Source organism: Clostridium culturomicium, assembly GCF_000821305.1.
Classification (GTDB): Bacteria; Bacillota; Clostridia; order Clostridiales; family Clostridiaceae; genus Clostridium_J; species Clostridium_J culturomicium.
This window is the reverse complement of sequence record NZ_CCXK01000012.1, coordinates 103,849-127,078: the sequence shown is the minus strand read 5'-3', so window position 1 is coordinate 127,078 and position 23,230 is coordinate 103,849. Positions and strand designations below refer to the sequence as shown.

Annotated in this window: 22 protein-coding genes; 4 read left to right on the top strand and 18 right to left on the bottom strand. The window is 32.5% G+C overall.

Annotation, left to right across the window (positions count from 1 at the left end; all coding sequences use genetic code 11):
* Positions 1–151: 151 nt before the first annotated feature.
* A complete protein-coding gene (locus tag BN1075_RS01230) occupies positions 152–1,813 on the bottom strand; it encodes a glutamine--tRNA ligase/YqeY domain fusion protein (RefSeq protein WP_040191200.1) in 1,662 nt (553 codons plus the stop codon).
* 175 nt (positions 1,814–1,988) lie between these two features.
* Positions 1,989–4,274: an RNA polymerase recycling motor HelD gene (gene helD, locus BN1075_RS01225; RefSeq protein ID WP_040191199.1), complete on the bottom strand. Its 2,286-nt coding sequence runs from the start codon at positions 4,272–4,274 to the stop codon at positions 1,989–1,991.
* A gap of 250 nt (positions 4,275–4,524) precedes the next feature.
* Here helD and BN1075_RS01220 point away from each other — a divergent pair, with 250 nt between their 5' ends.
* Positions 4,525–5,283 carry a SagB/ThcOx family dehydrogenase gene (locus BN1075_RS01220; RefSeq protein ID WP_040191198.1) on the top strand — a complete coding sequence of 253 codons (759 nt, stop codon included), beginning with the start codon at positions 4,525–4,527 and terminating at the stop codon, positions 5,281–5,283.
* Positions 5,284–5,335: 52 nt separating this feature from the next.
* On the opposite strand, the gene BN1075_RS01215 is transcribed toward BN1075_RS01220, so the two are convergent.
* A complete protein-coding gene (locus BN1075_RS01215) occupies positions 5,336–6,925 on the bottom strand; it encodes a hypothetical protein (protein ID WP_040191197.1) in 1,590 nt (529 codons plus the stop codon).
* The gene (locus tag BN1075_RS01210; RefSeq protein ID WP_040191196.1) at positions 6,918–7,628 is read right to left on the bottom strand and encodes an ABC transporter ATP-binding protein; all 711 of its coding nucleotides are present in this window, start codon (positions 7,626–7,628) and stop codon (positions 6,918–6,920) included. The genes BN1075_RS01215 and BN1075_RS01210 overlap by 8 nt, the downstream gene beginning before the upstream one ends.
* Positions 7,629–7,979: 351 nt before the next feature.
* Between BN1075_RS01210 and BN1075_RS21340 the strand changes: the two genes are divergently transcribed.
* Both BN1075_RS21340 and BN1075_RS01205 read left to right on the top strand, forming a co-directional pair.
* Positions 7,980–8,141 carry a hypothetical protein gene (locus tag BN1075_RS21340; protein WP_156132712.1) on the top strand — a complete coding sequence of 54 codons (162 nt, stop codon included), beginning with the start codon at positions 7,980–7,982 and terminating at the stop codon, positions 8,139–8,141.
* Positions 8,142–8,164: 23 nt separating this feature from the next.
* Positions 8,165–8,590 carry a hypothetical protein gene (locus BN1075_RS01205; protein ID WP_040191195.1) on the top strand — a complete coding sequence of 142 codons (426 nt, stop codon included), beginning with the start codon at positions 8,165–8,167 and terminating at the stop codon, positions 8,588–8,590.
* A gap of 90 nt (positions 8,591–8,680) precedes the next feature.
* Here the strand turns inward: BN1075_RS01205 and BN1075_RS01200 are convergent, their stop codons facing one another.
* The 13 genes from BN1075_RS01200 to BN1075_RS01140 all read right to left on the bottom strand — a co-directional run bounded on the left by BN1075_RS01200 (position 8,681) and on the right by BN1075_RS01140 (position 21,043).
* Positions 8,681–9,550, bottom strand: coding sequence for a tRNA 2-thiocytidine biosynthesis TtcA family protein (locus BN1075_RS01200; protein WP_040191194.1), 870 nt, complete (start codon positions 9,548–9,550; stop codon positions 8,681–8,683).
* Positions 9,551–9,919: 369 nt separating this feature from the next.
* Positions 9,920–10,240 carry a DUF1622 domain-containing protein gene (locus BN1075_RS01195; protein WP_040191193.1) on the bottom strand — a complete coding sequence of 107 codons (321 nt, stop codon included), beginning with the start codon at positions 10,238–10,240 and terminating at the stop codon, positions 9,920–9,922.
* A 304-nt stretch (positions 10,241–10,544) separates the two neighbouring features.
* On the bottom strand, positions 10,545–11,402 hold the full coding sequence (locus tag BN1075_RS01190) for a 4Fe-4S binding protein (RefSeq protein ID WP_040191191.1): 858 nt from the start codon (positions 11,400–11,402) through the stop codon (positions 10,545–10,547).
* A gap of 97 nt (positions 11,403–11,499) precedes the next feature.
* A complete protein-coding gene (locus BN1075_RS01185) occupies positions 11,500–12,444 on the bottom strand; it encodes a type I phosphomannose isomerase catalytic subunit (protein WP_040191345.1) in 945 nt (314 codons plus the stop codon).
* Between the two features lie 97 nt (positions 12,445–12,541).
* Entirely contained in the window at positions 12,542–13,663 is a 1,122-nt protein-coding gene (locus BN1075_RS01180) for an amidase domain-containing protein (RefSeq protein WP_081911449.1), read from the bottom strand.
* Between the two features lie 32 nt (positions 13,664–13,695).
* The gene (locus BN1075_RS01175) at positions 13,696–14,628 is read right to left on the bottom strand and encodes a M15 family metallopeptidase (RefSeq protein ID WP_081911448.1); all 933 of its coding nucleotides are present in this window, start codon (positions 14,626–14,628) and stop codon (positions 13,696–13,698) included.
* A gap of 138 nt (positions 14,629–14,766) precedes the next feature.
* On the bottom strand, positions 14,767–15,096 hold the full coding sequence (locus BN1075_RS01170) for a radical SAM protein (protein ID WP_040191190.1): 330 nt from the start codon (positions 15,094–15,096) through the stop codon (positions 14,767–14,769).
* A 114-nt stretch (positions 15,097–15,210) separates the two neighbouring features.
* Positions 15,211–15,573, bottom strand: a complete 363-nt coding sequence (locus BN1075_RS01165; protein ID WP_040191189.1) for a DUF1667 domain-containing protein — start codon at positions 15,571–15,573, stop codon at positions 15,211–15,213.
* A 1-nt stretch (position 15,574) separates the two neighbouring features.
* A complete protein-coding gene (locus BN1075_RS01160; RefSeq protein ID WP_040191188.1) occupies positions 15,575–16,825 on the bottom strand; it encodes an NAD(P)/FAD-dependent oxidoreductase in 1,251 nt (416 codons plus the stop codon).
* Between the two features lie 13 nt (positions 16,826–16,838).
* Positions 16,839–18,266 (bottom strand): NAD(P)/FAD-dependent oxidoreductase, encoded by a 1,428-nt coding sequence (locus BN1075_RS01155; RefSeq protein WP_040191187.1) that lies wholly within the window; start codon positions 18,264–18,266, stop codon positions 16,839–16,841.
* A gap of 175 nt (positions 18,267–18,441) precedes the next feature.
* The gene (locus tag BN1075_RS01150) at positions 18,442–18,885 is read right to left on the bottom strand and encodes a GNAT family N-acetyltransferase (RefSeq protein ID WP_040191186.1); all 444 of its coding nucleotides are present in this window, start codon (positions 18,883–18,885) and stop codon (positions 18,442–18,444) included.
* A 7-nt stretch (positions 18,886–18,892) separates the two neighbouring features.
* Positions 18,893–20,392 (bottom strand): glycerol kinase GlpK, encoded by a 1,500-nt coding sequence (glpK, locus tag BN1075_RS01145; RefSeq protein WP_040191185.1) that lies wholly within the window; start codon positions 20,390–20,392, stop codon positions 18,893–18,895.
* A 93-nt stretch (positions 20,393–20,485) separates the two neighbouring features.
* Positions 20,486–21,043: a glycerol-3-phosphate responsive antiterminator gene (locus BN1075_RS01140; RefSeq protein WP_040191183.1), complete on the bottom strand. Its 558-nt coding sequence runs from the start codon at positions 21,041–21,043 to the stop codon at positions 20,486–20,488.
* A gap of 208 nt (positions 21,044–21,251) precedes the next feature.
* Here BN1075_RS01140 and BN1075_RS20485 point away from each other — a divergent pair, with 208 nt between their 5' ends.
* Positions 21,252–22,682, top strand: coding sequence for a sensor histidine kinase (locus BN1075_RS20485; RefSeq protein ID WP_052406323.1), 1,431 nt, complete (start codon positions 21,252–21,254; stop codon positions 22,680–22,682).
* Positions 22,683–22,722: 40 nt separating this feature from the next.
* On the opposite strand, the gene BN1075_RS01130 is transcribed toward BN1075_RS20485, so the two are convergent.
* Positions 22,723–23,220, bottom strand: coding sequence for a shikimate kinase (locus tag BN1075_RS01130; RefSeq protein ID WP_040191182.1), 498 nt, complete (start codon positions 23,218–23,220; stop codon positions 22,723–22,725).
* Between the last annotated feature and the right edge of the window lie 10 nt (positions 23,221–23,230).

The following is a 23,230-nucleotide window of genomic DNA, read 5'->3' as shown; positions in this document are numbered from 1 at the left end:
TCCTTTAATTAATTTTTATTCTTTGTTTGTTTATATTTTCTTAATAAAAAAAGTAATCCTTTTACCATAAACACCTTCCTATCTCGACGATAACAATGTTTATTAATAAAAGGATTACTTTTATATAATCTTTATAAATATTAAATTCTATTTAACTTATTTTGAACGAACTTTTTAATGAAACTATTCTGTTGAAAACTGGTTTTTCTTCAGTAGAGTATTTTGTGTCTACATTGAAATATCCATGTCTGAAAAACTGGAAGGCTTCTCCCGGCTTAACATTCTTCATATTAGCTTCAACATATCCTTCAAGCACCTCTAAAGAGTTTGGATTTATGCACTCTAAGAAAGTTTTGCTTTCATCAATCTCTTCATCCTTTATTAAAGGTTCATATAATCTAAATTCTGCTGGAATTGAATTTGTTGCATCAACCCAGTGAATTGTTCCTTTAACTTTTCTTCCAGTAAATCCTGTACCACTCTTAGTTTCTGGATCGTAAGTACAGTGAATTTCAACTACCTTACCATTTTCATCTTTAATGAAGTCATTACACTTAATGAAGTATGCACCCTTAAGTCTAACTTCATTTCCTGGGAATAATCTGAAGTATTTCTTTGGTGGCTCCTCCATGAAGTCTTCTTCTTCGATATAAATCTCTCTTGAGAATGGAACCTGTCTAGTCCCCATTGATGGATCATCTTGATTGTTCTCAAGCTCAAGTAATTCAACTTGACCTTCTGGATAGTTTGTTATAACAACCTTTAAAGGTTTTAATACTGCCATAGTTCTTGGAGTCTTAGCATTTAAGTCCTCTCTGATGAAGTACTCAAGCATCTGCTCATCAACAGTACTGTCATTCTTAGCAACTCCAATTTCCCTACAGAAGTTACGGATAGCTTCTGGAGTGTATCCTCTTCTTCTAAGACCAGCTATTGTTGGCATTCTTGGGTCATCCCATCCGTCAACAATACCTTCATCAACCAGAGCCTTAAGCTTTCTTTTACTCATTACAGTATTAGTAATGTTAAGTCTAGCAAACTCTATTTGTCTTGGAATTTCCTTCATTTCACACTTCTCTACAACCCAGTCATAAAGTTGTCTGTGGTCTTCAAATTCTAAAGTACATATAGAGTGAGTAATTCCTTCTATAGCATCCTCTATCGGATGTGCAAAGTCATACATTGGGTATACACACCACTTATCACCAGTATTATGGTGTGTTGTATGAGATATTCTATAGATTATAGGATCTCTCATGTTTATGTTAGGAGAACTCATATCTATTTTAGCTCTTAGAACTTTTTCTCCATCCTTAAACTCACCTTTTCTCATTCTATCAAATAAATCCAGATTTTCCTCTACACTTCTGTTTCTATATGGACTTTCTTTTCCAGGAACCTTAAGAGTACCTCTGAATTCTCTCATTTCTTCAGGTGTTAAATCACATACAAAGGCTAAACCTTTTTTAATAAGAAGAACTGCTCTCTCATACATTTCTTCAAAATAATCTGATGCGAAGTATAAGTTATCCCAGTCAAAACCAAGCCACTTAATATCTTCTTTTATTGACTCAACATATTCAGTATCCTCTTTTGTCGGGTTAGTATCATCAAATCTTAGATTTGTTGTTCCTTTAAACTCATCTGCTAACTCAAAGTTTAAAACTATTGATTTTGCATGTCCTATATGTAAATAACCATTTGGTTCTGGTGGGAAACGTGTAATTATATCATCATGTTTACCGCTCTGTAAGTCCTCCACCACTATTCTTTTAATAAAGTTAGAAGATGTATTCCCTACGTTCTCTCCCATAACATTCACTTCCTTCGCTTCTATTAAAAATATGTTTAAATTAATTTATATCATACATAATGCAACCTTAAATCGCTCACAATTTAATCAGCATTATTTTCAACTATACTAACCTTAAATATACCATAACTTGTAGGTTTTTTCTATGTGTTTTAAAAAATCCCCAGCGTTCCCTCTATTTCAGAAGAGGACTTAATTCTCCTTTGTATAAAACATACTCTATGTGAAGTGCTCTTGTCAGAGCAACATACAATAGCTTTTTATCTAGATCATTATCCCTATAATTTAAACTATCACAGTCATATACAATAACCGCATCAAATTCAAGCCCTTTTGTCATATAGCTCGGTATTATTAAGTTACTTACATCCATATTGTCCTGCTCTTCCCCAACTAAGTCCCATTTAAAAGCAGATTTTTTATTAAGTACCTTATGCAGCTTCCTGCACTTATCAAAGTCCTTACATACCACTGCTATAGTCTTCTTATTTAATCTATGAATTTCTTCAACTAAGGAGTCTATACTCTCTATCTCTGAATCTTCCTCAACTTCTATCACTTTAGGCATCATACCATGTCTTAAAATAGGCATCGCCGGCTTAACATTAAGCTGTTGTTTTTCTAAAACTATGTTTGCAAATTCAATTATTTCAACAGTAGATCTATAACTTTGAGTCAAGGTAATATAAGTAGCTTCCTCCTCAAACACCTTTGAAATTAAACTTTCCCAAGTATTTATTCCCTTATAACTATATATTCCCTGACCTATATCCCCAACTATAGTCATAGAATTATTTTTAGAGATCTCTTTTAATATAACCATCTGCAAAAAGCTATAATCCTGAGCTTCATCAATTACAGTGTGGATATATTCCTCTGTACTTAATCCATTAAGAACTATGTCCAAATAAGTAACTGCTGCTAAATCATCCGCATCAAGAACCTTTTTTTTCAAATTATCATTAAATTCACTAATCATATAATGAGCCAGCTTCTTTGGAATGCAGTTATCAGTAGCTTTCTCAAATACTTCTTCATCATTAAATAATCTTATATATCCCTCTAACGGATTTATAGTCTTCCAGTCCTTAAAGAAGGTATTCAAAGCCTTAACAGCTTTAGGCTTAAGCTGATTTATAAGCTCATCCCTTTCATCATAAGTCTTAATTATTTCTTTTCTTTGCTGCTCTTCTGAAAGCTCAGTTTTGCTTTTTATATCCTTTATTTTAAAGAAGTACTCATGTTCAATTTCTTCCTTAAATTTTTCTAGTCTATTCTTTAGCTTTCCTTTAAAGTATTTTTGGATTTCATCCTTCCTCTTATTTATCGGAAGCTTAACTAAATCCTTTATATAAAGCCTTCTTATATCCCTAGCTGAATATAGTGTAAAACCATCAATCTTGATGTCCTCAACCTCTATATTTTCACGCTCTAAAATTCTTATAAGTCTATCAAGAATAGTTTTATAAGTCATTGTTCCCTTTATCTTACTTGATGTAGTTATATACTTTATTCTTTCCACATCATCACTTTCTATTATTTCAGATAACTTTTTATCCTTAGTTATTATTTTCATCTTACCCTTTGTTATCTCCTGACATAGATTTTCAAAGGTAACCTGCTTAACATTGCTAACCCCTAAGTTTGGAAGTATATCTGATATATAATCAAGAAATAACTCATTTGGTGCAACCACTAAGATATTTCTATTATTCATTTCATCGCCATAGGTATAAACTAAATAGGCTAATCTATGAAGAGCTACTGTTGTTTTTCCCGAGCCTGCAGAACCCTGAATAATTATAGGCTTATTCTTGAAAGCCCTTATAATATCATTTTGCTCTTGCTGTATTGTAGTTACAACATCCTTCAGCTTTTTACTCATGTTCTCTTCAAGATTAAGCTTAAGGAATTCATCAACTAACTCTTCTCCATCTTCAGATGCAGGTACAATAAGTTCATTGACACCTTCATCAAAAATATTTACTATTTCTCCATCCTTAACTTGAAACTTTCTCTTTAACAAAAGTTCTCCACTTATTTCACCAATCGGTGCTCTATAAGATGCAGGTCCAAATGTTCCACTATAATATAAATTCGCTAGTGGTGCCCTCCAATCAATAACAACTTCCTCATTTTCGACTTCGTCTATAAGCCCAAACTTCCCTATATAAAAGCTCTCCGAATCTCTTAGCTTTTCTTTAAAATCAATCCTTGCAAAGTATGGATTCGTCCTTCCCTCACTATATTTATGTAAGTCCTTCTCCGCAAAAGCCTTCACATTTTGTGCTAGTAGAAGCTCAGTGCTATAAGTCCCTCCAGAAGCCTTTTTCAAACTTGAAACCTTAGCCTCATACTCTTCACACTTTTTCTCAATTCTTATAATCTCTTTTTCAATCCACACCTTTGTATCATAAAATTTCTCGAGCTCAAGCTTTGTTTCTTTCTCATTGACCGCCATTTAGTCACCTCCCATGTATCTATTAATTATGTATGAAATCACTGTTTCATATTCATATAATAGACTTCACTTATTGTTATTCTAATTATTTGCTAATTAGCAAACAAACTTTTCATTAACTTATATTACCTTATATATAATAATGTTACAATAGTTTATATAAGTATATTTCCAAACCTATGATTTAGCTAAGATACTTACTCATTCCACTATAAGGAGAATGAGTTTCTAATATTAAGGAGGTATTTTAATGAATAAAATAAATGAGTTAAGAGATTTTATGAGGTCACCTTTTAATTTAAATGATGACTCTGATGACTACGAATTGTCTGACCAAGAAAAAAAACTGCCTCAACCCCCACTGGAAAAACCTTACGCTAATGACTTAAACCAAATTAAGCTTCCTGAAGTTACTAATGATATTCTTCAAACCTCAAATGTCCTAGACATAATAAATGCTCGTCAAAGCTGGCGTTCCTACTCCGAAAAAAACCTCTCACTACCTGAGCTTTCCTTTCTTTTATGGTGCTCTCAAGGAGTAAAAAAAGTTACTGCTAATAATTATGCAACGCTAAGAACTGTTCCCTCTGGAGGTGCCCGTCACACCTTCGAAACTTATCTTGTAGTTAATAACGTAGATAGCTTAAAAAAAGGGATTTATAGATATTTAGCTTTATCACACAGTCTTATACTAATAAAAGAGGGAGACTTTTCTCATGAAACTGCCTCTGCAGCACTTAATCAGACCTTCTTATGCAGTAGTGCTGTAGTGTTCCTTTGGACTTGCCTTCCATATCGTGGAGAGTGGCGTTATCTTCATGCCGCTCACAAGGTAATGCTGTTAGATGCTGGACATGTATGCCAGAATCTTTATCTTGCCTGTGGCGCAATAAACTGTGGAACCTGTGGTATAGCGGCCTATGACCAAGCCTCAATGGATAAGCTTCTTGATATTGATGGCAGTGAAGAGTTTACCGTATATTTAGCTCCTGTCGGCAAATTAAAATAAAAATAAAGGGATATCTTTATCATTTAAATTTCGATAAAGGTATCCCTTAAAATTATCGTAGCTTAAAGGTCTTTGGTGCCACTTTATAGGTAACAGCCAACGCAATTGAGCTATATATTAAAGTTACTAATATTACTCCAATACTAAAAACATAATTTGAGCCATCAAAATTAAGACACATATATGCCACAAAATAAACAGCCATATTCACTATGGTAAATAACGGACTTTTAATAGTCATTTGCGCTGTATATGGTTGAATTACATAATAAAGGAATAAGTGATGAATTGAAAAAAAGCAAGATAAACAAATAATACTTATGAATATAGGTATCATGCTTCTTAACCCATTTATTTCTCCAGCTGAAATAATAACGGCTGTTATACAAATACAAATAGCTGCTGCAGGAATTAAATTTAAAGTAAGTATCCTTTTTAGCCTTGCTTTGAAATTTGATAATATAACATGCCCCTCTCTATAATATCCATACCTAAGCAGGCTGGCATCACAGTTAAAAAACATGGCCTTACAAACTCTTTCACTGGTAGAAAGCATATACATGATAAACACCCAGAAAGCGCCACTCCTTTCAAGTGTACTCACAACATCTTGTCTTATCTCTGGAATAAGTATTGTCACTGCAACTAAAATTGCACCTATAATCAGAATTATCGCAGTCCTCTTTTTAGTAGCAATAGTTAACAGCCTTCTATGTCGCATAAAGAATATTGCATTAAGATACTCATATCCCTCTTTATTTTTAAATTTATCACTATTTAAATCTTTTTCACTAAACTTCTTCTCATTAATTTTCACATCTGAGAAAGTTGCTTCAGCCATTATTGCATTTTTATCAAAACTTGAAATTTTAATTAAAGTTTCCTTGTACATTTCTTTATAATGTTTGTATTTCATTATATAAATCAAACTTAAAGCTGCTATTAGTAAAATAATTATGACTCCCCACACACTAAATAAAGTTGGGGATACCTTTAGGGTAAATCCCAATATAGGTGGTACATAAGCTAAAACTAAACATACCCCCATAATAGTTAAAGTAAACCAAACCTTCATATTAAGTATAATATTGGTTCTTTCATATATAAATAATTGGAGCGCTTCACCAATAAATTTAAAAGCTATAAGCTCTACTGTTAATATAAAACCTTTTAAAGGTGAAAACACAAACATCATCGCAGGTAGAAAATGAATAAAGTTTATGATTCTTTTATAAATTAATTTACTTTTAAAATAGTTACCTGACTCTACCCTCATTACACTAATCATTTTGAAAGCTTCCATCTGATTATCTGTTATTAGAGCATTAACAACAGGTCCAAGTACTAAACTTAAAAAGAAAAAAATATGTAATGCTATTTCTGTTGTATTACCCACTTTCCCTGAAATCAACGATGCCGGCAGCATTATCATCAAACCTAGATATATGGCTTTACCTAAAAAACCAAATATAAACGCAAAAGCAGTTACAACAAACCCTAAGATTAACTTCACTTCAGTCGCCTTATAAAGCCCTTCTGAAATCTTCTTTCCTATTAGAGGAAGCTTTTTCAAATAATAAATAAACCCATTAGCCTTTTCTGCAAAGGCTACTTTATACGTATTAATAAAAGCCTTAAGCATGTTGCTCCTCCTTTAAAATTTCAATTATATTCTTCTCAAACTCTTCACTATGTAAAACCTCTTCTGGCACCTCTTCTAAAGTTCCATTGTTAAGCACCACTATTTCATCACATAAATCCGTTGCTAATTGTAAAATATGAGTTGAAAAAATAATAATGTGATCTTTTTTTATTTCTTTTAAAAGGTTCTTTATTTCAAGTGCTACAATAACATCAAAAGAGCTTAATGGCTCATCCAGCAAAATGACTGGTGGTCTTGTTATTAAAAAGCAAAGCATTTGAAGCTTGTTTTTCATACCATGAGAATATCCCTTAATAAGACGAAATCTATCTTCTTCATCTATCTTAATAATATTAAAGTATTCCTCTATGGACTTTAATTCCTTTATTTTATCCTTGTTTATATCAATAAAAAACTTTAAAAACTCATAGCCTGTTAAAAACTCTGGCAATACCGGGTCAGCAAATACAAAACCAATTTTAGAATAATCTAAAATTTCTATGGTATCATTCTCCTCTTGAAGCTTGATATTCCCCTTATCTGATTTTAATTCTCCACTTATACAGTTAAATAAGGTTGTCTTTCCAGCTCCATTTCTTCCTAGAAGTCCATAAATCTTCCCCTTTTCAAACTCAAAAGTTGCACCCTTTAATACTTGCTTCTTTTCAAAAGCCTTCTCTATGTTTTCTAATACTAACTTCATATCTTATCCCCCATACTTATATCTTTTAATTATAACTCTACCCCATTAATTGTATATTATTTCTAACAATATTAAAATGGATTATACCTAAATTAATTGATCACTGATGTTTACCACCTCTATACAACAGTATTCAACGACCTCAACACCTTGACATATAATACATTTTTATATAATATTGTTATTATATGTAATATGAATAATGTTTTCGACAAATAAACTTGCACTTATAAAAGAGGGGGAGTTTTTATCAAACATAAAAATAAAATTATTATTATTTTATTTACAGTTGTAGCTCTAATAGCTGTAGGATTTATCTACAAAAGTATCCATATCTCTAAGTTTGAATCCTTGGATCCATCATGGGGTCTTGGTACAAAGGTAACACGTTCTGTAAGTAATGATAGAGATTATTCTTGGTATGTTGATCAAATGACTACTGGAAGAAATGATACCTATAGAAATTATCTAATACAAATCAACGAAATCAATTATTCCTATAATAAAACTTAAAGTATGAGAGTGAGGTTAAATTCATGGTTGATTATGAACAATTACCAAAGGGCTATCTTGAAAAAAGGAAAAAGGCTTCTTTAAGACTTCTTTATTCATTCTATCTATTTCTAATATATTCTTTGCTAATGAAGTACACATCCATCTTTGACTTTAAGGTTGCAACCTATATTTATTATGGTATTTTAGGCATAAATGTTATTTTCATCATGATGAGCTATACTGCAAAAATAACCTTTAATAATATCCCAATTCCAATATATGATGAGATAAAGGTATTCACGAAAAAAGAAATCCTAATATACTCACTTTTACCTATAGTTACAGTTCCCTTTATACTATATAACATCTTAACTTATATCATAGTAATAGTACCTTTCTACATTGGTGTTAGAGTAATCACCAGATCAGTGGATGACTATGATTCAAGGTCTAGCAGACGTTACTAAAAATATATATCGTTCAAATATAAATTTTAAATATTTATTTAAAAGAAAACCCCGTCAATCAAATTATTTCTTGATTGACGGGGTTTTATATTAAAACTCGTCGTGATATTCATCTAAGAAAGAATGTTTTTCTCCATCCTTCTGCCAGCCTAAAATAGCATCCATATTAACATTTTCTGCTGCTCTAAAGATAGATTTATCGACATCATTAAAGGTCTTCTTCATTTCAGCAATCATATGCTTTATCTCATGTCTCTTATTACCGATTTTCTTAGCTGCAACCATGCATGCACAGTTAAGCGGCCATATTCCTGCATTTTGTATGAATTTTTCAATGTAAGTCTCCTCAACATAATAAAGAGGTCTGATAAGTTCTAACCCCTCAAAGTTTGAAGATTTAAGCTTTGGAAGCATTGTTTTAAAGTTACCTCCATAAAGTACATTTAACATTGTTGTTTCAATAACATCATTAAAATGATGGCCTAAAGCAAGCTTATTACAGCCTAATCTCTGAGCTTCTGAATAAAGAGCTCCTCTTCTCATTCTCGCACACATATAACAAGGATAATCCTGTGCAATCTCATCTATTATTTCAAAAATCTGAGATTCAAATATATGAATAGGAATGTTTAAATAGTTACAGTTATCTATTAAAAGTTCCTTTATTTGTGGATGATATCCTGGATCCATGGCAATAAACTTAACTTCAAAGTTCATTTGACCGTGTCTTTGAAGCTCTTGGAAAAGCTTAGCTAATACTAAACTGTCCTTTCCACCTGAAATTCCAACACCAATAACATCGCCTTCTTCAACAAGCTTATAATCCTTAACAGCTTTAATGAACTTTGACCATATTTTCTTTCTATATCCCTTTACTAAACTACGCTCTATGTCCGCTAAAGGTTTTCTCTCATTAAAAGGAACTAATATTTCACAACCTTCTCCTGCAATACCGCTCATTTATATCACCTCTTAAAAATAATCTATATATTTCATTACATAAATGACACTCCAGAAGTTATGCTCCAAACCTTTGATTAGGTCATCAGAACTTACACAGAGTACATCTTTGATTTGGTTAAGTGGAATTTACTCCACCAATCAAATCAAGGCGGAGCTATCTATATTCTATCCAATAAATAAAAAGTCATATCTTGACTTACCAAGATATTATAACACCTTTACTTTCATTTGTCTTGTAGCTAGTTACTACCTTGATTTCAAAATAAAAAGGCCACCCTCTTGACTAGGCAGCCCCAATACTTATATTATAGGTAAACCGACTTAACTGCTTTTAAATCAGTTTAAGTATAATATAAACATAAAATTCTAGTGTTGCTCACTTTTTATTTCCCAGTGAATAACAAATGTTAATATTGCTCTTAGTAAGATAATTGCTGCTAAGATATACATCTCCTCGAGATTTCTTACTATAACAGTCTTTAGTATCTCTCCACCTAACTTGAATTCAAGTGCTAGTGCTAGTGCTTGGGCAAGATCAACCTTAATAGAGTAATCAACATGTTTTATTAAGCTTACTAAATATTGATAGAATGCCTTGAGTCCAGCAATTATAATTACTGTAGTTCCCATTAATTCTAACATTTCAATAACTATAGGTATTAAGGTATTAATAACGTGTTCTAGCATATATTTTCCCCCTTGATACTTTTGTTTACCAAACTATAATAGTATAATTGTCGACACTTGTCCACAACATTCACGAAAGTATACATCATCTGTATACTCAGAATTATCTAACAAGATAAACATTCCTTCTATGAGATAATTCTATAATTATTCTGAAATGCTACTTTAATTGAACTTTTCCATTGTTCTATTAATAATTTCTTTATATAAACTCCTAAATAAAAAATGACCACAGCCATTTTAAGTACCTGTGATCATTTAAGCTTTAAACTATATTTACATTACTAAACTCAATATTTATGTATTATAATCTTTCTAACATATCAGCTACAACTTTTTCCTCACCAATTCTATCCATAACATAGCTGATTCTTTCCATAGGTTCTCCAGTTTCTCTATAGTAAGTAAGAATACTTTCTACTGCATCAAACAATTCTTCTTCTTTAAATACTCTGCCTAAGTCAGTTCCAAATCTATGAGCTCTTCCAAATCTACCACCAACGTGTATTCTAGCTCCCTTTTCCTTTGCAACCGCCGCTCCTGGCTTACATGCTCTAACACAGTTTCCACAGTCAACGCATTTTGATCTATCAATGACAATCTTTCTATCAACAACTGTTAATGCCTTTTGTCTGCAGCTCTTAGCACACATTCCGCAGCCAACACACTTATCAAGTATGAATTCTGGAACTGTAACACCAATTATTCCTATATCATTTAAATTAGCCTTTGCACAGTTGTTAGCACAACCTGAAATACCAATTTTAGTCTTGTGTGGAGTGTCTTGTCCAAATTCTTTTTCTGAAAGCTTGTTGCATAAGCCTTGAGTATCTATATTTCCATGTAAGCATATAGTTCCTTTACATGAAACTAGTGGTCTTAATCTCTTTCCCGTTCCTCCATGCTTTAATCCTAAAGCCTTAGCTTCTTCAATTAATGCATCTACATCATCACCATGAATCCATGGCACTTCCACAGAAAGTCTAGTTGTAAATCCCATATAACCTCTTCCATATTTCTTGGCTATATGCGCAACATTAACCATTTCTTCTGCTGTCATATTCCCTGCTTTTGATAAAAATCTTACTGCAAAGTGTTCCTTGTCATTCTGAAGTAAAAATCCTAGAGCTTTTAACTCTGCTACTCTTTTCGTACTGTACATCTGTCTTCCCCCTATAACGCTTATAAATTACATACTATATTAATCTACCATGTTGTTTGAATATTGTAAAATTAACAAAATATTAAAAGAGCTATGTTTACACATAGCTCTTTATCAATTTTATTTTACCTTTTAAAGTATAATTTCCTAAGTATGCTGGAATCAAAACACTTTCTAAACTAGATAATTTTTCTTCACACTTAATCCCATCATCTTCGTACTCTATTATCCCTTCACCTTCAACGCAGGTGTAAATATAAAATTTTTCTTTATCACTTGTTTCACACATTTCACCATCGATGTCGTATATATCTATATTAAAACCTTCTCTAGTTACACACTTTTGAAAGCTTATATTCTTATTTATATTGATAGCTTTTGCTTTTGAATCAAAATCTATCACCTTAAGGGCATCAGAAATATGAAGCTGTCTTCCTCGATTATAATCGTATACTCTGTAAGTAATATCACTATTCTGCTGTATTTCTAAAAGTATTACTCCCTTTCCTATGGAGTGCAACAATCCTGGCTCTATCAAGTATATTTCACCAGGCTTAACATGAATTCTATTCATATAACATTCTACCTTTTCGCAACTACAGCTCTCCTTGAATCTTTCCTTGGTGCATCCATGTGTTCCTACAATTATCTCTGCTCCATCATCTACACTTAAAATATACCAAGCTTCTATCTTTCCATTATCATTTTCTTTCAATTGAGCATATTGATTATTTGGATGAACCTGTACCGATAAATTTTCTCCTGCACTAATTAATTTTATTAGAAGCGGAAAATCTTTATTGAAAAACTTATCTTTAAAAATTTTATCTCCAAGGAGCATTTTTTTCATTTTATTTATAACACTTATTAATGCTTCTCCTTCAAATTTTCCATTACTTACTTCCGTCATACCTTTATCATGGCAGGCAATTTCCCAGCTTTCTCCTATATTCTCCTTAACAATATCACTTCTATATTCAGAAAGTTTATTGCTTCCCCAAGGTTTCTCATAATATATATTCCTAAATTTTAAAGGATACATATGCTTCATCACCTAACTTATAAATTCGTTATACTTTAGGGTATGCCATGTATCCTTATATGGTTAATAGAAAGTTGAACTTTATTTATTTTTTATTTTAGAAATGTACCCTGATTAACCAAAACTTTATATTTTTATCACTCCAGCCTAAGTCCCAAGGTACATCATTCCTATCTGTATTGTGACAGGTAACAAGAGCATATCCTCTTGAATCCGCACTAGTAACAACTGAAATATGTTTTATATCCCCCTTTTTCTCATAAGCCACAAAATCTCCTGGCATCAATTGATAAGAATCCTTATACACCTTTTCATAAGTTCCATGTGCAATAACTGATGCTCTTCCACTGTACACCCAGTAATCCTTAAATTTATCTGCATTTACCCAAGATGCACTAGCATCACCTTTTTCATAGTTCCATGAGTGATTCTTTTTAAACCCGCCACCTTCATGTAATATTTGTGATGCAAAGTTTGCACAATCGCCACCTGCTGGATTAAAATTCCTATAATTTTTATTATATTTAAACCCAAATTCCTCTTCAGTAGCAGCTCCGCAGTACTTATCTGCATACTCCTTTGCAGCCACTCTTCTAGCATCTAAAGTTGTAAAATCTCTGGCCTCTTGTGATAATATAAAACTTTTTACATCTCCCACATTAAGTTTTTCAAGGTTTAAAGAATCTGCAAATGGATCTGTATACCATTCTTTATTTATTAAATACTTATCATCTTTAAATACAATTCCTAATACATGATATGTTCCAATTCTAGATTTATTTACTTCTTCTGGTCTGTCTTCATAAACATAACGATATTCTGTGGAACATGTAAAGTTAACCTTAAATCCCCCTGTTTCCTTTTCGGAAATTTTCGTTATGATAACTAAAGGTTTAATTTCAACAATTTTTACTCCTTGTTTCTGCTCCCAGTTATGAAGATAAATCATCTTCTTTTCTTCACTTTCGAATGCCCATTGACCATACTTTGTTCCCATATCATAAACCGCTTTTATTCCATCTCTTTCCCCTGTGATAATAGCTTGATTTCTCTCTGATATGGCTTTTTCAATAAATTCCTTAATCTCCATCTTAACTTCCTCATCCACCCCTTCGCCTTCAGCCCAGGCAAAAGCTGCTGTATTTGTAATAGAGATTAATACCATTGTAATTATTAAGCTTCTTTTCAACACATTTTTAATAATTCTAATGACTTTCATACTTGCTCTCCTCATTAAGCCCCTTAGCAAATTTAACCTAATTCACCTTCAATAATATTTATATATTCCTGTATGTTTTCATTCAATGGTACTTGTTTATACCACTGTTCTGATTCCCCTATAGGTTCCGAAAAGTACTTAGCCTTAATTAAAATTTCAGGTCTATACTCAAAGTGTAATGTATCGAAGTGTCCCCACTTTCCGCCCCAGACAAAATTATACTTCTCAAAAGTCTTAACAAGCTCTTCGGGATAATATAAAACCCTCTTCTCTCCAGCTTCTCTAGTTGACCACTTCCAATAATCACTTGGATTGCTGGCTATATCTATGGCTATTCCATAAGCATGAGGACTTAATTTTCCCGTTCCTGATATAACTCTGTAGTTAAAAGTTCCATTGATACTTCCTATTAACTCTCCAACCTTGCCATTTGATGCTGCTAAACCTTTTAACTCCTTCATGGCACCCTCTAATGCTTCTGCAGCACCATTATTTTTGTTAAATTGATATTTGTTATATGGGGCATATACCCCTACAAGATTAGAGCTTACTTCATATTCTGATTTTCCATAAACTGAATTTAAAAGTGAGTAACATCTATATCTTCCTGGATCTGAATTCACATCTGCAAGACCTATTGGCATTTCAAGAGGATAAGGCTCCTCTAATATATCCTGTATGTCAGCATTATTCATCTTCTGCTCAGAATTTTTCACCTGCATATCATCGTATATTATTTTTTCATCTTTAGCAGTTATAAAGTAAACCCCTTCATTTCCTTTCTCTATACCTATAATATAATCAGGGTACGCCATCATAATCGTTAAAATATCTTGCTTCATTTTTATATCATAACTCATTTCTGTATCACACTTTATATCTTCTTCTAAATCAACTGGAGTAAAATTGCTACTAAAGGTTAAAAGATTTAAAGATAAAAGCATACTAGCAATAATTCTTTTCACATTCTTCCTCCTAACACTTTTATTATTTAAGTAAAAAAAATAGTTTAAAGATAATCTTTAAACTATTTTGTGTCACTATTGAATTATTTATTACTATAAAATTGCTATAAGAAACTTTACATCCTTTCCATATGAATATTAGCCTTGAAGTCTTAACTCTTCCTCTACTTGAGCTTCTATATAACTTATATCCATCCTGCAATTTATATATTCCGTCTTTAGTTTTAAATATTTAGACCATGTACATAAAGCATAATCTAAAGAATCTATAAGTTCATCTATAACTTCTCCAACCTCTCTAGCTCTTTTTAGAGCATCTTTAACATCACTTTTACTCGCTAATGCAATGCAATTTAAGCTAGATGCTGAATCTATTAAAGTTTTATATATTCCCACAAACCTTACTAACTGGTCCACTGTCATATTTATATCAGTTGCATAACCTTCTATAACCTTTCTCTGTGACATATAATCCCACCCACTATTGTTATATACTAAATATATTATCCTATCAATCTATTTATTCCTTTAAGTAACGCTATGCTCTTTTAATCTCATGACCTAAAAAAATTTTTACAATATCTATTTGCTGTGTTTTTTTCCTATATTTCTAGTTGCTACTACATCTACTCCAGTTTCTAAAATATTTTCCACAATAACATCGCCAACTTTTATTGGAGCAGCAACTTGAATCTCCTTTAAAGCCTCCATTATCTTAAAATTCATATCCTTTGGTACAGGCTCCTTAGTTTTAACTGGCAATACAGGCAAATCTCCCTCAATCACCTTAACAGTTGAAGTTATTACTCTTACTGGATTGGTGACCTCATTTATTCCATATATCTCTCCTCTTTTACAAGTGTTTCCTTCCACTGTCTTATTCTCTACATCCACTTTTAGATGGCATCCCATTGGACAGCTGATGCAAATTAACTCTCTTATCATATTATTCACCATCCTCTAAATATATAGTTATATCTTCCTTAATATTGTTTAATTGAGATTTATTTAAAACTACCTTCTCCATCTCAGCAGGTGCCAGATGTTGTTTCTTAAAGATAGCGATAACTTCATCTCCACATCTAACTACTATCCTTTTATTATGATATATATTGTTTACTCTCATAAACACCGTGAGCTTATCCTCTACTGCATCCACATATAACTTTTGAGGAACTGTATAATTTATATTTTTTCCATTAACGATATTGAGATAACTGCCCTTTTTAAAATTACCTTTTATATATTTAGCTGCACAAGCTCCAGCATGCTTAGCCTCAGCACTTACAAAGTCAACTAGGTCATGAACATGAACAACATTACCACAAGCAAAGATTCCCTCTACAGATGTTTCCATGCTCTCATTCACTATTAACCCATTAGTTCTGCTGTCTTTTTCAATTCCTGCTCTTGAGGATAATTCATTTTCTGGTATTAACCCAACTGATAGAAGCAGTGTATCACACTCAAATTCAATTTCTGTTCCCTTTATTGGCCTTCTATTTTCATCAACCTTTGATATAATAACTTTTTCTAATCTGCTCTTTCCAATAACCCTTGTTACTGTATGTGAAAGATATAGTGGAATATCATAGTCATTTAGGCACTGAACAATATTTCTATTTAGCCCATTAGAATAAGGCATAAGCTCAACAACTGCTTTAACCTTAGCTCCTTCTAAGCTCATTCTTCTTGCCATAATAAGTCCAATATCCCCTGACCCAAGTATTACAACTTCTCTGCCAGGCATATACCCCTCCATATTTATATATCTTTGAGCTGCTCCTGCTGTAAATATTCCTGATGGTCTGTCCCCCGGCATGTTTATAGCACCTCGGGTTCTCTCTCTGCATCCCATAGCAAGAACTATTGCCTTAGCCTCCAAAACAATATATCCTTCTACTTCATTTATCACATGAACTTCTCTACTTTCTTTAACTTCAAGCACCATGGTGTCAAGCTTAACTTCTACCTTTGTATCATTAATCATATCAATATATCTTTGTGCATATTCTGGACCTGTAAGCTCTTCCTTAAAAGTATGAAGTCCAAATCCATTATGAATACACTGATTTAAAATTCCACCAAGCTCTCTGTCTCTCTCTACAATTAAAATGCTTTCTACTCCTCTACTATAAGCTTCATAAGCAGCAGCAAGACCGGCAGGCCCCCCGCCTATCACAATTAAATCATACATATCTGTCATCCCCCTATTTCGTTTTTCCAATTAAAATATATGAACCATCCTTGTCTAGCTCTATATCTTCCATTGGTATATTAAGTTCTCTTGCAATTATCTCTTGAACTCTTGGGCCACAAAAACCACCTTGGCATCTTCCCATACCTGGTCTGCATCGTCTCTTAACGCCATCAAGACTTATCTTCCCAAATGATCTCCTGATACTATCCACAATTTCACCTTCAGTGATACTCTCACATCTGCAGATTATTCTTCCATACCTCTTATCTTTTTTTATTAACTCTGCTTTTCCTTCAGGTGAAAGCTCCATGAAATTAATCTGTTCCCTCTCTGTAATAAATCCCTCTTTTTTTTCAGTGTTTAAACCAGCTGCTTTCAATATCTCTATGACACCTTCTGCAATGGCTGGTGCAGATGAAAGTCCCGGAGATTTTATTCCAGCCACATCTATAAATCTTTTAATTTCTTTATTTTCCTCAATGATAAAGTCTCCACAATCAGGATTTGCTCTTAGTCCTGCAAAGTTTCTTATGGTCTCTCTAAAATTAATTTTATCTGTGGTTTGCATTGCCTTATTTCTTATATATTCCAAATTTTCTGCAGTTGTTGCTACGTTGTCTTTATCATCAACACTTTCTGCATCTGGGCCTACTAACAGGTTCCCATGAACCGTCGGAGTAACTAAGATTCCCTTTCCCCTTGAAGATGGACATTGAAATATGGTGTGACTGACTACCTTACCTTGACTGTTGTCCATCACAAAATACTCACCCTTTATAGGATTAATTTTAAAGCTTTCCTTACAAATCATGTTGTGTATCTTGTCTGCATAAACTCCAGCAGCATTAATAACAAATCTGCTTTCAATTATCTCCCCTTTAGATGTAGTTATCTTGAAATTATCATTCTTCTCAATTGCTGTAACTTCACTTCCAAGCTTTAAAACACCACCATTAGCCACAGCATTCTCCATAAGTGCAATTGTATATTCATAAGGTCCAACAATAGCTCCTGTAGGTGCATAAAGCGCGCCTGCTATCTCCTTATTTAAATTGGGTTCTTTCTCCAAAACCTGATTCTTATTTAATATCTTAAGTCCTTTAACTCCAACTTTATTTCCATTTTCATATAAAGCCTTTATTGTCTCCATATCAGCTTCATCAAAAGCAAGTACTAAAGAACCATTTCTTTTAAATGGAACACTTAACTCACTACAGATTTTCTCAAACATCTCATTGCCTCTTACATTGTATTTAGCCATCAAAGTACCTTCCTTAGGATCATATCCAGCGTGAACTATTGCTGAATTTGCCTTTGATGTTCCCATGGCAACATCATTCTCCTTCTCTATTACAACTACCTTTACATCATACTTCATAAGTTCCCTAAATATTGATGCACCAATTACTCCCGCTCCTATTATTGCTATATCATACATCCCATTTGCCTCCCTTAAATAAATTTTCAAATTCAATAAAAAAAGACAAGCCAAAATAAGGATTATTAATCCTTATTTTGTGCTTGTCTCTATATCTCTCTTAGCACTAATTTATATATCTATACTACTATAATATCAAAAATTATGAAAAGTGTCCATCAAAGGAAAATGATTATCACTTTTTATATAGCATCTGAACGTGAGGTATGTTGTCCTCTAAATATTCTTCGGAAACCACTTTGAAGCCAGCATTTTCATAAAATTTCTTTATATAAACCTGGGCTGAAATTCTTACTTCAGTTTCCATTAATTCTTCTTCAATAAACTTCAAAGCCTTCAACATCATTTCTCTGCTTATACCTGTGTGTCTATATTTTTCTTTAACTAAAACACGCCCTATAGACATTTCCTCATAAGATACGCCTCTGTTTAATATTCTTAAACAGCCAATAATCTCACCTTCATCCTCGCAAAATAAATGATATGCTTCATAATCTTTATTATCACAATCCTGATAAACACAGTCTTGCTCAACAACAAAGACTTCATTTCTAACCCTCAAGAGCTTATATAATTCCTCCACTGTCAGTTCATTGAATCTTTTCAATTTAAATTCCATAATACCCCTACTCTTCTTCCCATTTTTGAGTTCTTACTACAGCCTTCTGCCAGCCAGAATATAATTTATCTACTTCAGTTTTGTCCATTGATGGCATAAATGTCTTGCTTGCAAACCAACGCTGCGAAATTTCCTCTTTACTGTTCCAGAATCCTACTGCAAGTCCTGCCAAATACGCTGCCCCTAAGGCTGTTGTTTCAGAAATTATTGGTCTTCTAACCTCCTGGCCAATTATATCAGCTTGGAATTGCATTAAAAACCCATTTCTGCTGGCTCCACCATCAACCTTTAAATTAGCTATTGGATAACCTGCATCCTCTGACATTGCATCAATAACAGCCTTAGATTGATATGCTATAGATTCTAGAGCTGCTCTAATGATATGGTTTCTATTTGCACCACGAGTTAATCCAAAGATTGCTCCTCTAGCATACATATCCCAATATGGTGCTCCAAGTCCTACAAAGGCAGGAACCACATAAACGCCACCATTATCTTCAACCCTTTGTGCAAAATACTCTGTATCTGCAGCATCATTAACCATTTTCATCTCATCTCTAAGCCATTGAATAACAGCTCCTCCAACAAAAACAGACCCCTCAAGAGCATATTGAACTTTTCCATCTATACCAATAGCAATAGTTGTAACAAGGCCATTATTACTTCTTATTATTTCCTCACCAGTATTCATTAACAGGAAACATCCTGTTCCATAAGTGTTCTTAGCGCTTCCCTTTTCAAAGCATGCCTGCCCAAATAATGCCGCTTGCTGGTCTCCTGCAATTCCTGCTATTGGTACTCTTATTCCACCATTTCCACCTAAATTAGTATGTCCATAAACCTCTGATGAGTTTTTAACCTCAGGTAACATTGACATTGGAATTCCAAGTTTCTCAAGAATTTTTTCATCCCACTTCAACTCTTTTATATTATAAAGCATGGTTCTTGACGCATTAGTATAATCAGTTACGTGAACTTTTCCATTCGTAAGCTTCCAAACCAGCCATGTATCAACGGTACCAAATAATAATTCACCTTTTTCAGCTTTCTCCTTAGCTCCTTCAACATTATCTAATATCCACTTAACCTTAGTTCCTGAAAAATATGCATCTATTAGAAGCCCTGTATTCTCTCTCACATATTCTTCAAATCCATCTTTAATTAATTCCTCACAGATTGAAGCTGTTCTTCTGCATTGCCAAACTATTGCATTGTAAACTGGCATACCAGTATTTTTATCCCAAACAATTGTTGTTTCTCTTTGATTAGTAATACCAATACCCGCTAGATCCTTTTGTGTAATATTAGATTTAGCCATTACCTCTTGAAGTACAGAATACTGGCTTCCCCATATTTCCATTGGATCATGCTCTACCCAGCCTTCCTTCGGATATATCTGCGGAAACTCCTTTTGGCTTACACCAATAATATTTTGATCCTTATCAAATATTATTGCTCTTGAACTAGTTGTTCCTTGATCTAATGCAACTATATACCTCTTATCCATGTTATCTCTCCTACACCATCCTTGCTTATAATAAAATAAAAGGCGCATAAAACTAGCATTCTAGTCTTATGTAGCCCTTCTCCAGTCTCATATCTACATAGTCCAAATTTCTTTTCTTGTTGTTGATACACAGGTTGCCCCTGAATTTAAAGCAGTAATCACTTCTTCCTTAGATTCAATAAGCCCGCCTGCCACAATAGGTTTTCCAGCTTTATCTGCCAGTTTTTCAATAACCTTTGGTATAACTCCAGGTAAAACCTCTATGGCATCACATTCTGTACCCAAATGCTTCTTCGCATTGTTAAGGGAAAGTGTATCAAATATAAAAACTCTTTGAATTCCTAACAGACCATAGTTCTTTGCGTACTTAACTACTTGAGGTTTAGTACTGATGACACCTTTAAATTTTGTTTCAGCTTTAAGATACCTTATACCAGCTTCTCTTCCAGTAATACCCTCAATTAAATCTATATGTATTATTCCAACTTTATTACTTAAATCTATCTTTTCACTAATTGATTTTATATCAATTATATCTCCAAATAAAACAAAAATGACCTGTACTTCAGATTTTAAAGCAATCTCTAGTTCACTTTCATTTTTAACTGCTGCTATTATTGGATTTTCTTCTAATAACTTTACAGAATCCATATCATACCCCTCATGCAACTGTTTTCAATTGTTTTTTTTTATTATCACACGTATGAAATTTTTTGTCAATTATATGACCTTGTATCCCCTCAAGGTTTTAATAATAGATAAATAAGCTTTATTTCCATAAAAATACTTTCTATAACTCAAATTTAGTTGTATAATCATATTAATTATGTTTATTTTTTACAGTAGGGGAGGACTATGTATGTTTATGTGTGAATTTGATGTGTTCAGAATAAAATCCAATATTAATAGGTGTCATAAGGCTGCAAAAATACTCCTTTATTTAAGTGCCTGCTTAGTTATCGTTGATTTGCTATTATTTCTACCTAAAACAATTGATTTTTCAGAATATTTGTTTTTATTAATATCGCACCTTATAATAATTTTCATAATTCCATTTTGGAATTGGTGCTATAAGAAAGCGTTTTCAAAAAAAGGTAATATAATAACCTTTAAACTGCTCTATTTTACTTTTATTCTTCTTCTCTTTATATGGGGAATATCAGTTTCATTAATTATGCTGTTTATTACAAAACAAATTTCAATTTATATTATGGTTACAATGGGATTAAGTGCCACTATTCACTTAAATAAACATGAATCTTTGGCAATATTGATTTTATCATCATTAGTTTTTATACTCTGCGTAACTTTGCTAATTCCTGAACCCGAAATATTATATAATCATCTAATTATTATAATATGTACAAATATAATTGCATATATAACCTTTACATTAAATTATAATTTTTCTAAATCATACTTCGAAAAAAATACTGAGTTACAAAATAGTAAATATGCTCTAGAAGAAATAAATAAGGAATTACAACGTTATGACAAAAACAGGACTAAATTATTCACTAATATATCTCATGAGCTCAAAACACCAATTAATGTAATCTATGGAGCCCATCAGCTTCTTGATGTTCAGTTTAATAGTGGTTCGCTTGATACGGAAAAATGTAAAAATTATAATTCGATGATTAAGCAGAATTCTTTTAGATTAATACGACTTATAAATAATATTTTAGATATATCCAAAATAGATGATACTGTATATGAAATAAAAAAGGAAAATTTAGATATTGTTGAGTCAGTTGAAAATATAGTTTCATCAGTATCTGAATTTATCAAAGAAAAGGAATTAAGTATAGTTTTTGATACAGACGTAGAAGAAAATGTAATCGCATTTGATCCTGATAAGCTTGAACGAATTATTCTTAATCTAATATCCAATGCCATAAAATTCACTGATTGTGGAGGTACAATCTTTGTAACTATAGATACAACCCCTAAAGATGTATATATATCAGTTAAGGATACAGGAATAGGTATTGATGAAGATCATCAAAAAGTTATTTTTAACAGATTTGCACAAATCGATGCTTCTCTTTCAAGAAATTCAGAAGGTACTGGAATTGGCTTAGCCCTAGTAAAAAGTTTAATGCTTCTTCATGGAGGCGATGTTACATTGAAAAGTTCACCTGGTAATGGAAGTGATTTTACTCTTCGCTTTCCAAACACCAAATTAGATTTTGGTGATTCATATAATGAAAGATCAGAATATAAAAAGAAAGCTTATAAAAATAAAATTGAACGAATCGAAATCGAGTTCTCAGATATATACAAATAAAAATAAGGGTTAGGTATAAAATTATACTTAACCCTTATTTTTATTTAATTAAACCTATTATGTCCTTAACTTCATTCACCGACTTCTCAAGCTCTTCATTATTAAAAATTACTATGTCACTATACTTTTTGTAAAGCTCATATCGCTCTTTATATAAGGCAAATATTCGTTTAACCCCATCCTTTAGCAATGGTCGTACCGAATCATCTAAGGTTTCAATTATTTTTTCTGGACTTCTATCAATAAAAATAATTACCCCATTCTTCTTTAACCTTTCCATATTTTCTTCTCGCTTTATAACTCCTCCACCAGTAGAAATTATAGCCCCTAAATTCCTGCTTGCTTCTTTAACAGCTTCAGTTTCCTTATCTCTGAAAAAACCTTCTCCATGGTTAAACATTTCTTCTATGGACATATGATTGCTTTCAACTATATAATCATCTAAGTCTATAAATCTCAACCCTGTCTCACTATTTACAAGTCTTCCAATGGTAGATTTACCACAACCAGGCATACCTATTAATACTATATTCTTCATTAATTACACC

Excerpts from the sequence above, each read along its gene's own strand:
- BN1075_RS01155 (WP_040191187.1), bottom strand. The coding sequence starts at position 18,266 with ATGTATGATATAGCAATAATAGGAGCGGGAGTAATTGGTGCATCAATA.
- BN1075_RS01140 (WP_040191183.1), bottom strand. The coding sequence starts at position 21,043 with ATGGATTCTGTAAAGTTATTAGAAGAAAATCCAATAATAGCAGCAGTT.
- BN1075_RS01205 (WP_040191195.1), top strand. The coding sequence starts at position 8,165 with ATGGTTGATTATGAACAATTACCAAAGGGCTATCTTGAAAAAAGGAAA.
- BN1075_RS01210 (WP_040191196.1), bottom strand. The coding sequence starts at position 7,628 with ATGAAGTTAGTATTAGAAAACATAGAGAAGGCTTTTGAAAAGAAGCAA.
- glpK (WP_040191185.1), bottom strand. The coding sequence starts at position 20,392 with ATGGATAAGAGGTATATAGTTGCATTAGATCAAGGAACAACTAGTTCA.
- BN1075_RS01170 (WP_040191190.1), bottom strand. The coding sequence starts at position 15,096 with ATGTCACAGAGAAAGGTTATAGAAGGTTATGCAACTGATATAAATATG.
- BN1075_RS01160 (WP_040191188.1), bottom strand. The coding sequence starts at position 16,825 with ATGTATGATTTAATTGTGATAGGCGGGGGGCCTGCCGGTCTTGCTGCT.
- BN1075_RS01165 (WP_040191189.1), bottom strand. The coding sequence starts at position 15,573 with ATGATAAGAGAGTTAATTTGCATCAGCTGTCCAATGGGATGCCATCTA.
- BN1075_RS01150 (WP_040191186.1), bottom strand. The coding sequence starts at position 18,885 with ATGGAATTTAAATTGAAAAGATTCAATGAACTGACAGTGGAGGAATTA.
- BN1075_RS01195 (WP_040191193.1), bottom strand. The coding sequence starts at position 10,240 with ATGCTAGAACACGTTATTAATACCTTAATACCTATAGTTATTGAAATG.
- BN1075_RS01180 (WP_081911449.1), bottom strand. The coding sequence starts at position 13,663 with ATGAAAGTCATTAGAATTATTAAAAATGTGTTGAAAAGAAGCTTAATA.
- BN1075_RS01190 (WP_040191191.1), bottom strand. The coding sequence starts at position 11,402 with ATGTACAGTACGAAAAGAGTAGCAGAGTTAAAAGCTCTAGGATTTTTA.
- helD (WP_040191199.1), bottom strand. The coding sequence starts at position 4,274 with ATGGCGGTCAATGAGAAAGAAACAAAGCTTGAGCTCGAGAAATTTTAT.
- BN1075_RS20485 (WP_052406323.1), top strand. The coding sequence starts at position 21,252 with ATGTTTATGTGTGAATTTGATGTGTTCAGAATAAAATCCAATATTAAT.
- BN1075_RS01215 (WP_040191197.1), bottom strand. The coding sequence starts at position 6,925 with ATGCTTAAGGCTTTTATTAATACGTATAAAGTAGCCTTTGCAGAAAAG.
- BN1075_RS01230 (WP_040191200.1), bottom strand. The coding sequence starts at position 1,813 with ATGGGAGAGAACGTAGGGAATACATCTTCTAACTTTATTAAAAGAATA.
- BN1075_RS01220 (WP_040191198.1), top strand. The coding sequence starts at position 4,525 with ATGAATAAAATAAATGAGTTAAGAGATTTTATGAGGTCACCTTTTAAT.
- BN1075_RS01130 (WP_040191182.1), bottom strand. The coding sequence starts at position 23,220 with ATGAAGAATATAGTATTAATAGGTATGCCTGGTTGTGGTAAATCTACC.
- BN1075_RS01200 (WP_040191194.1), bottom strand. The coding sequence starts at position 9,550 with ATGAGCGGTATTGCAGGAGAAGGTTGTGAAATATTAGTTCCTTTTAAT.
- BN1075_RS01185 (WP_040191345.1), bottom strand. The coding sequence starts at position 12,444 with ATGTATCCTTTAAAATTTAGGAATATATATTATGAGAAACCTTGGGGA.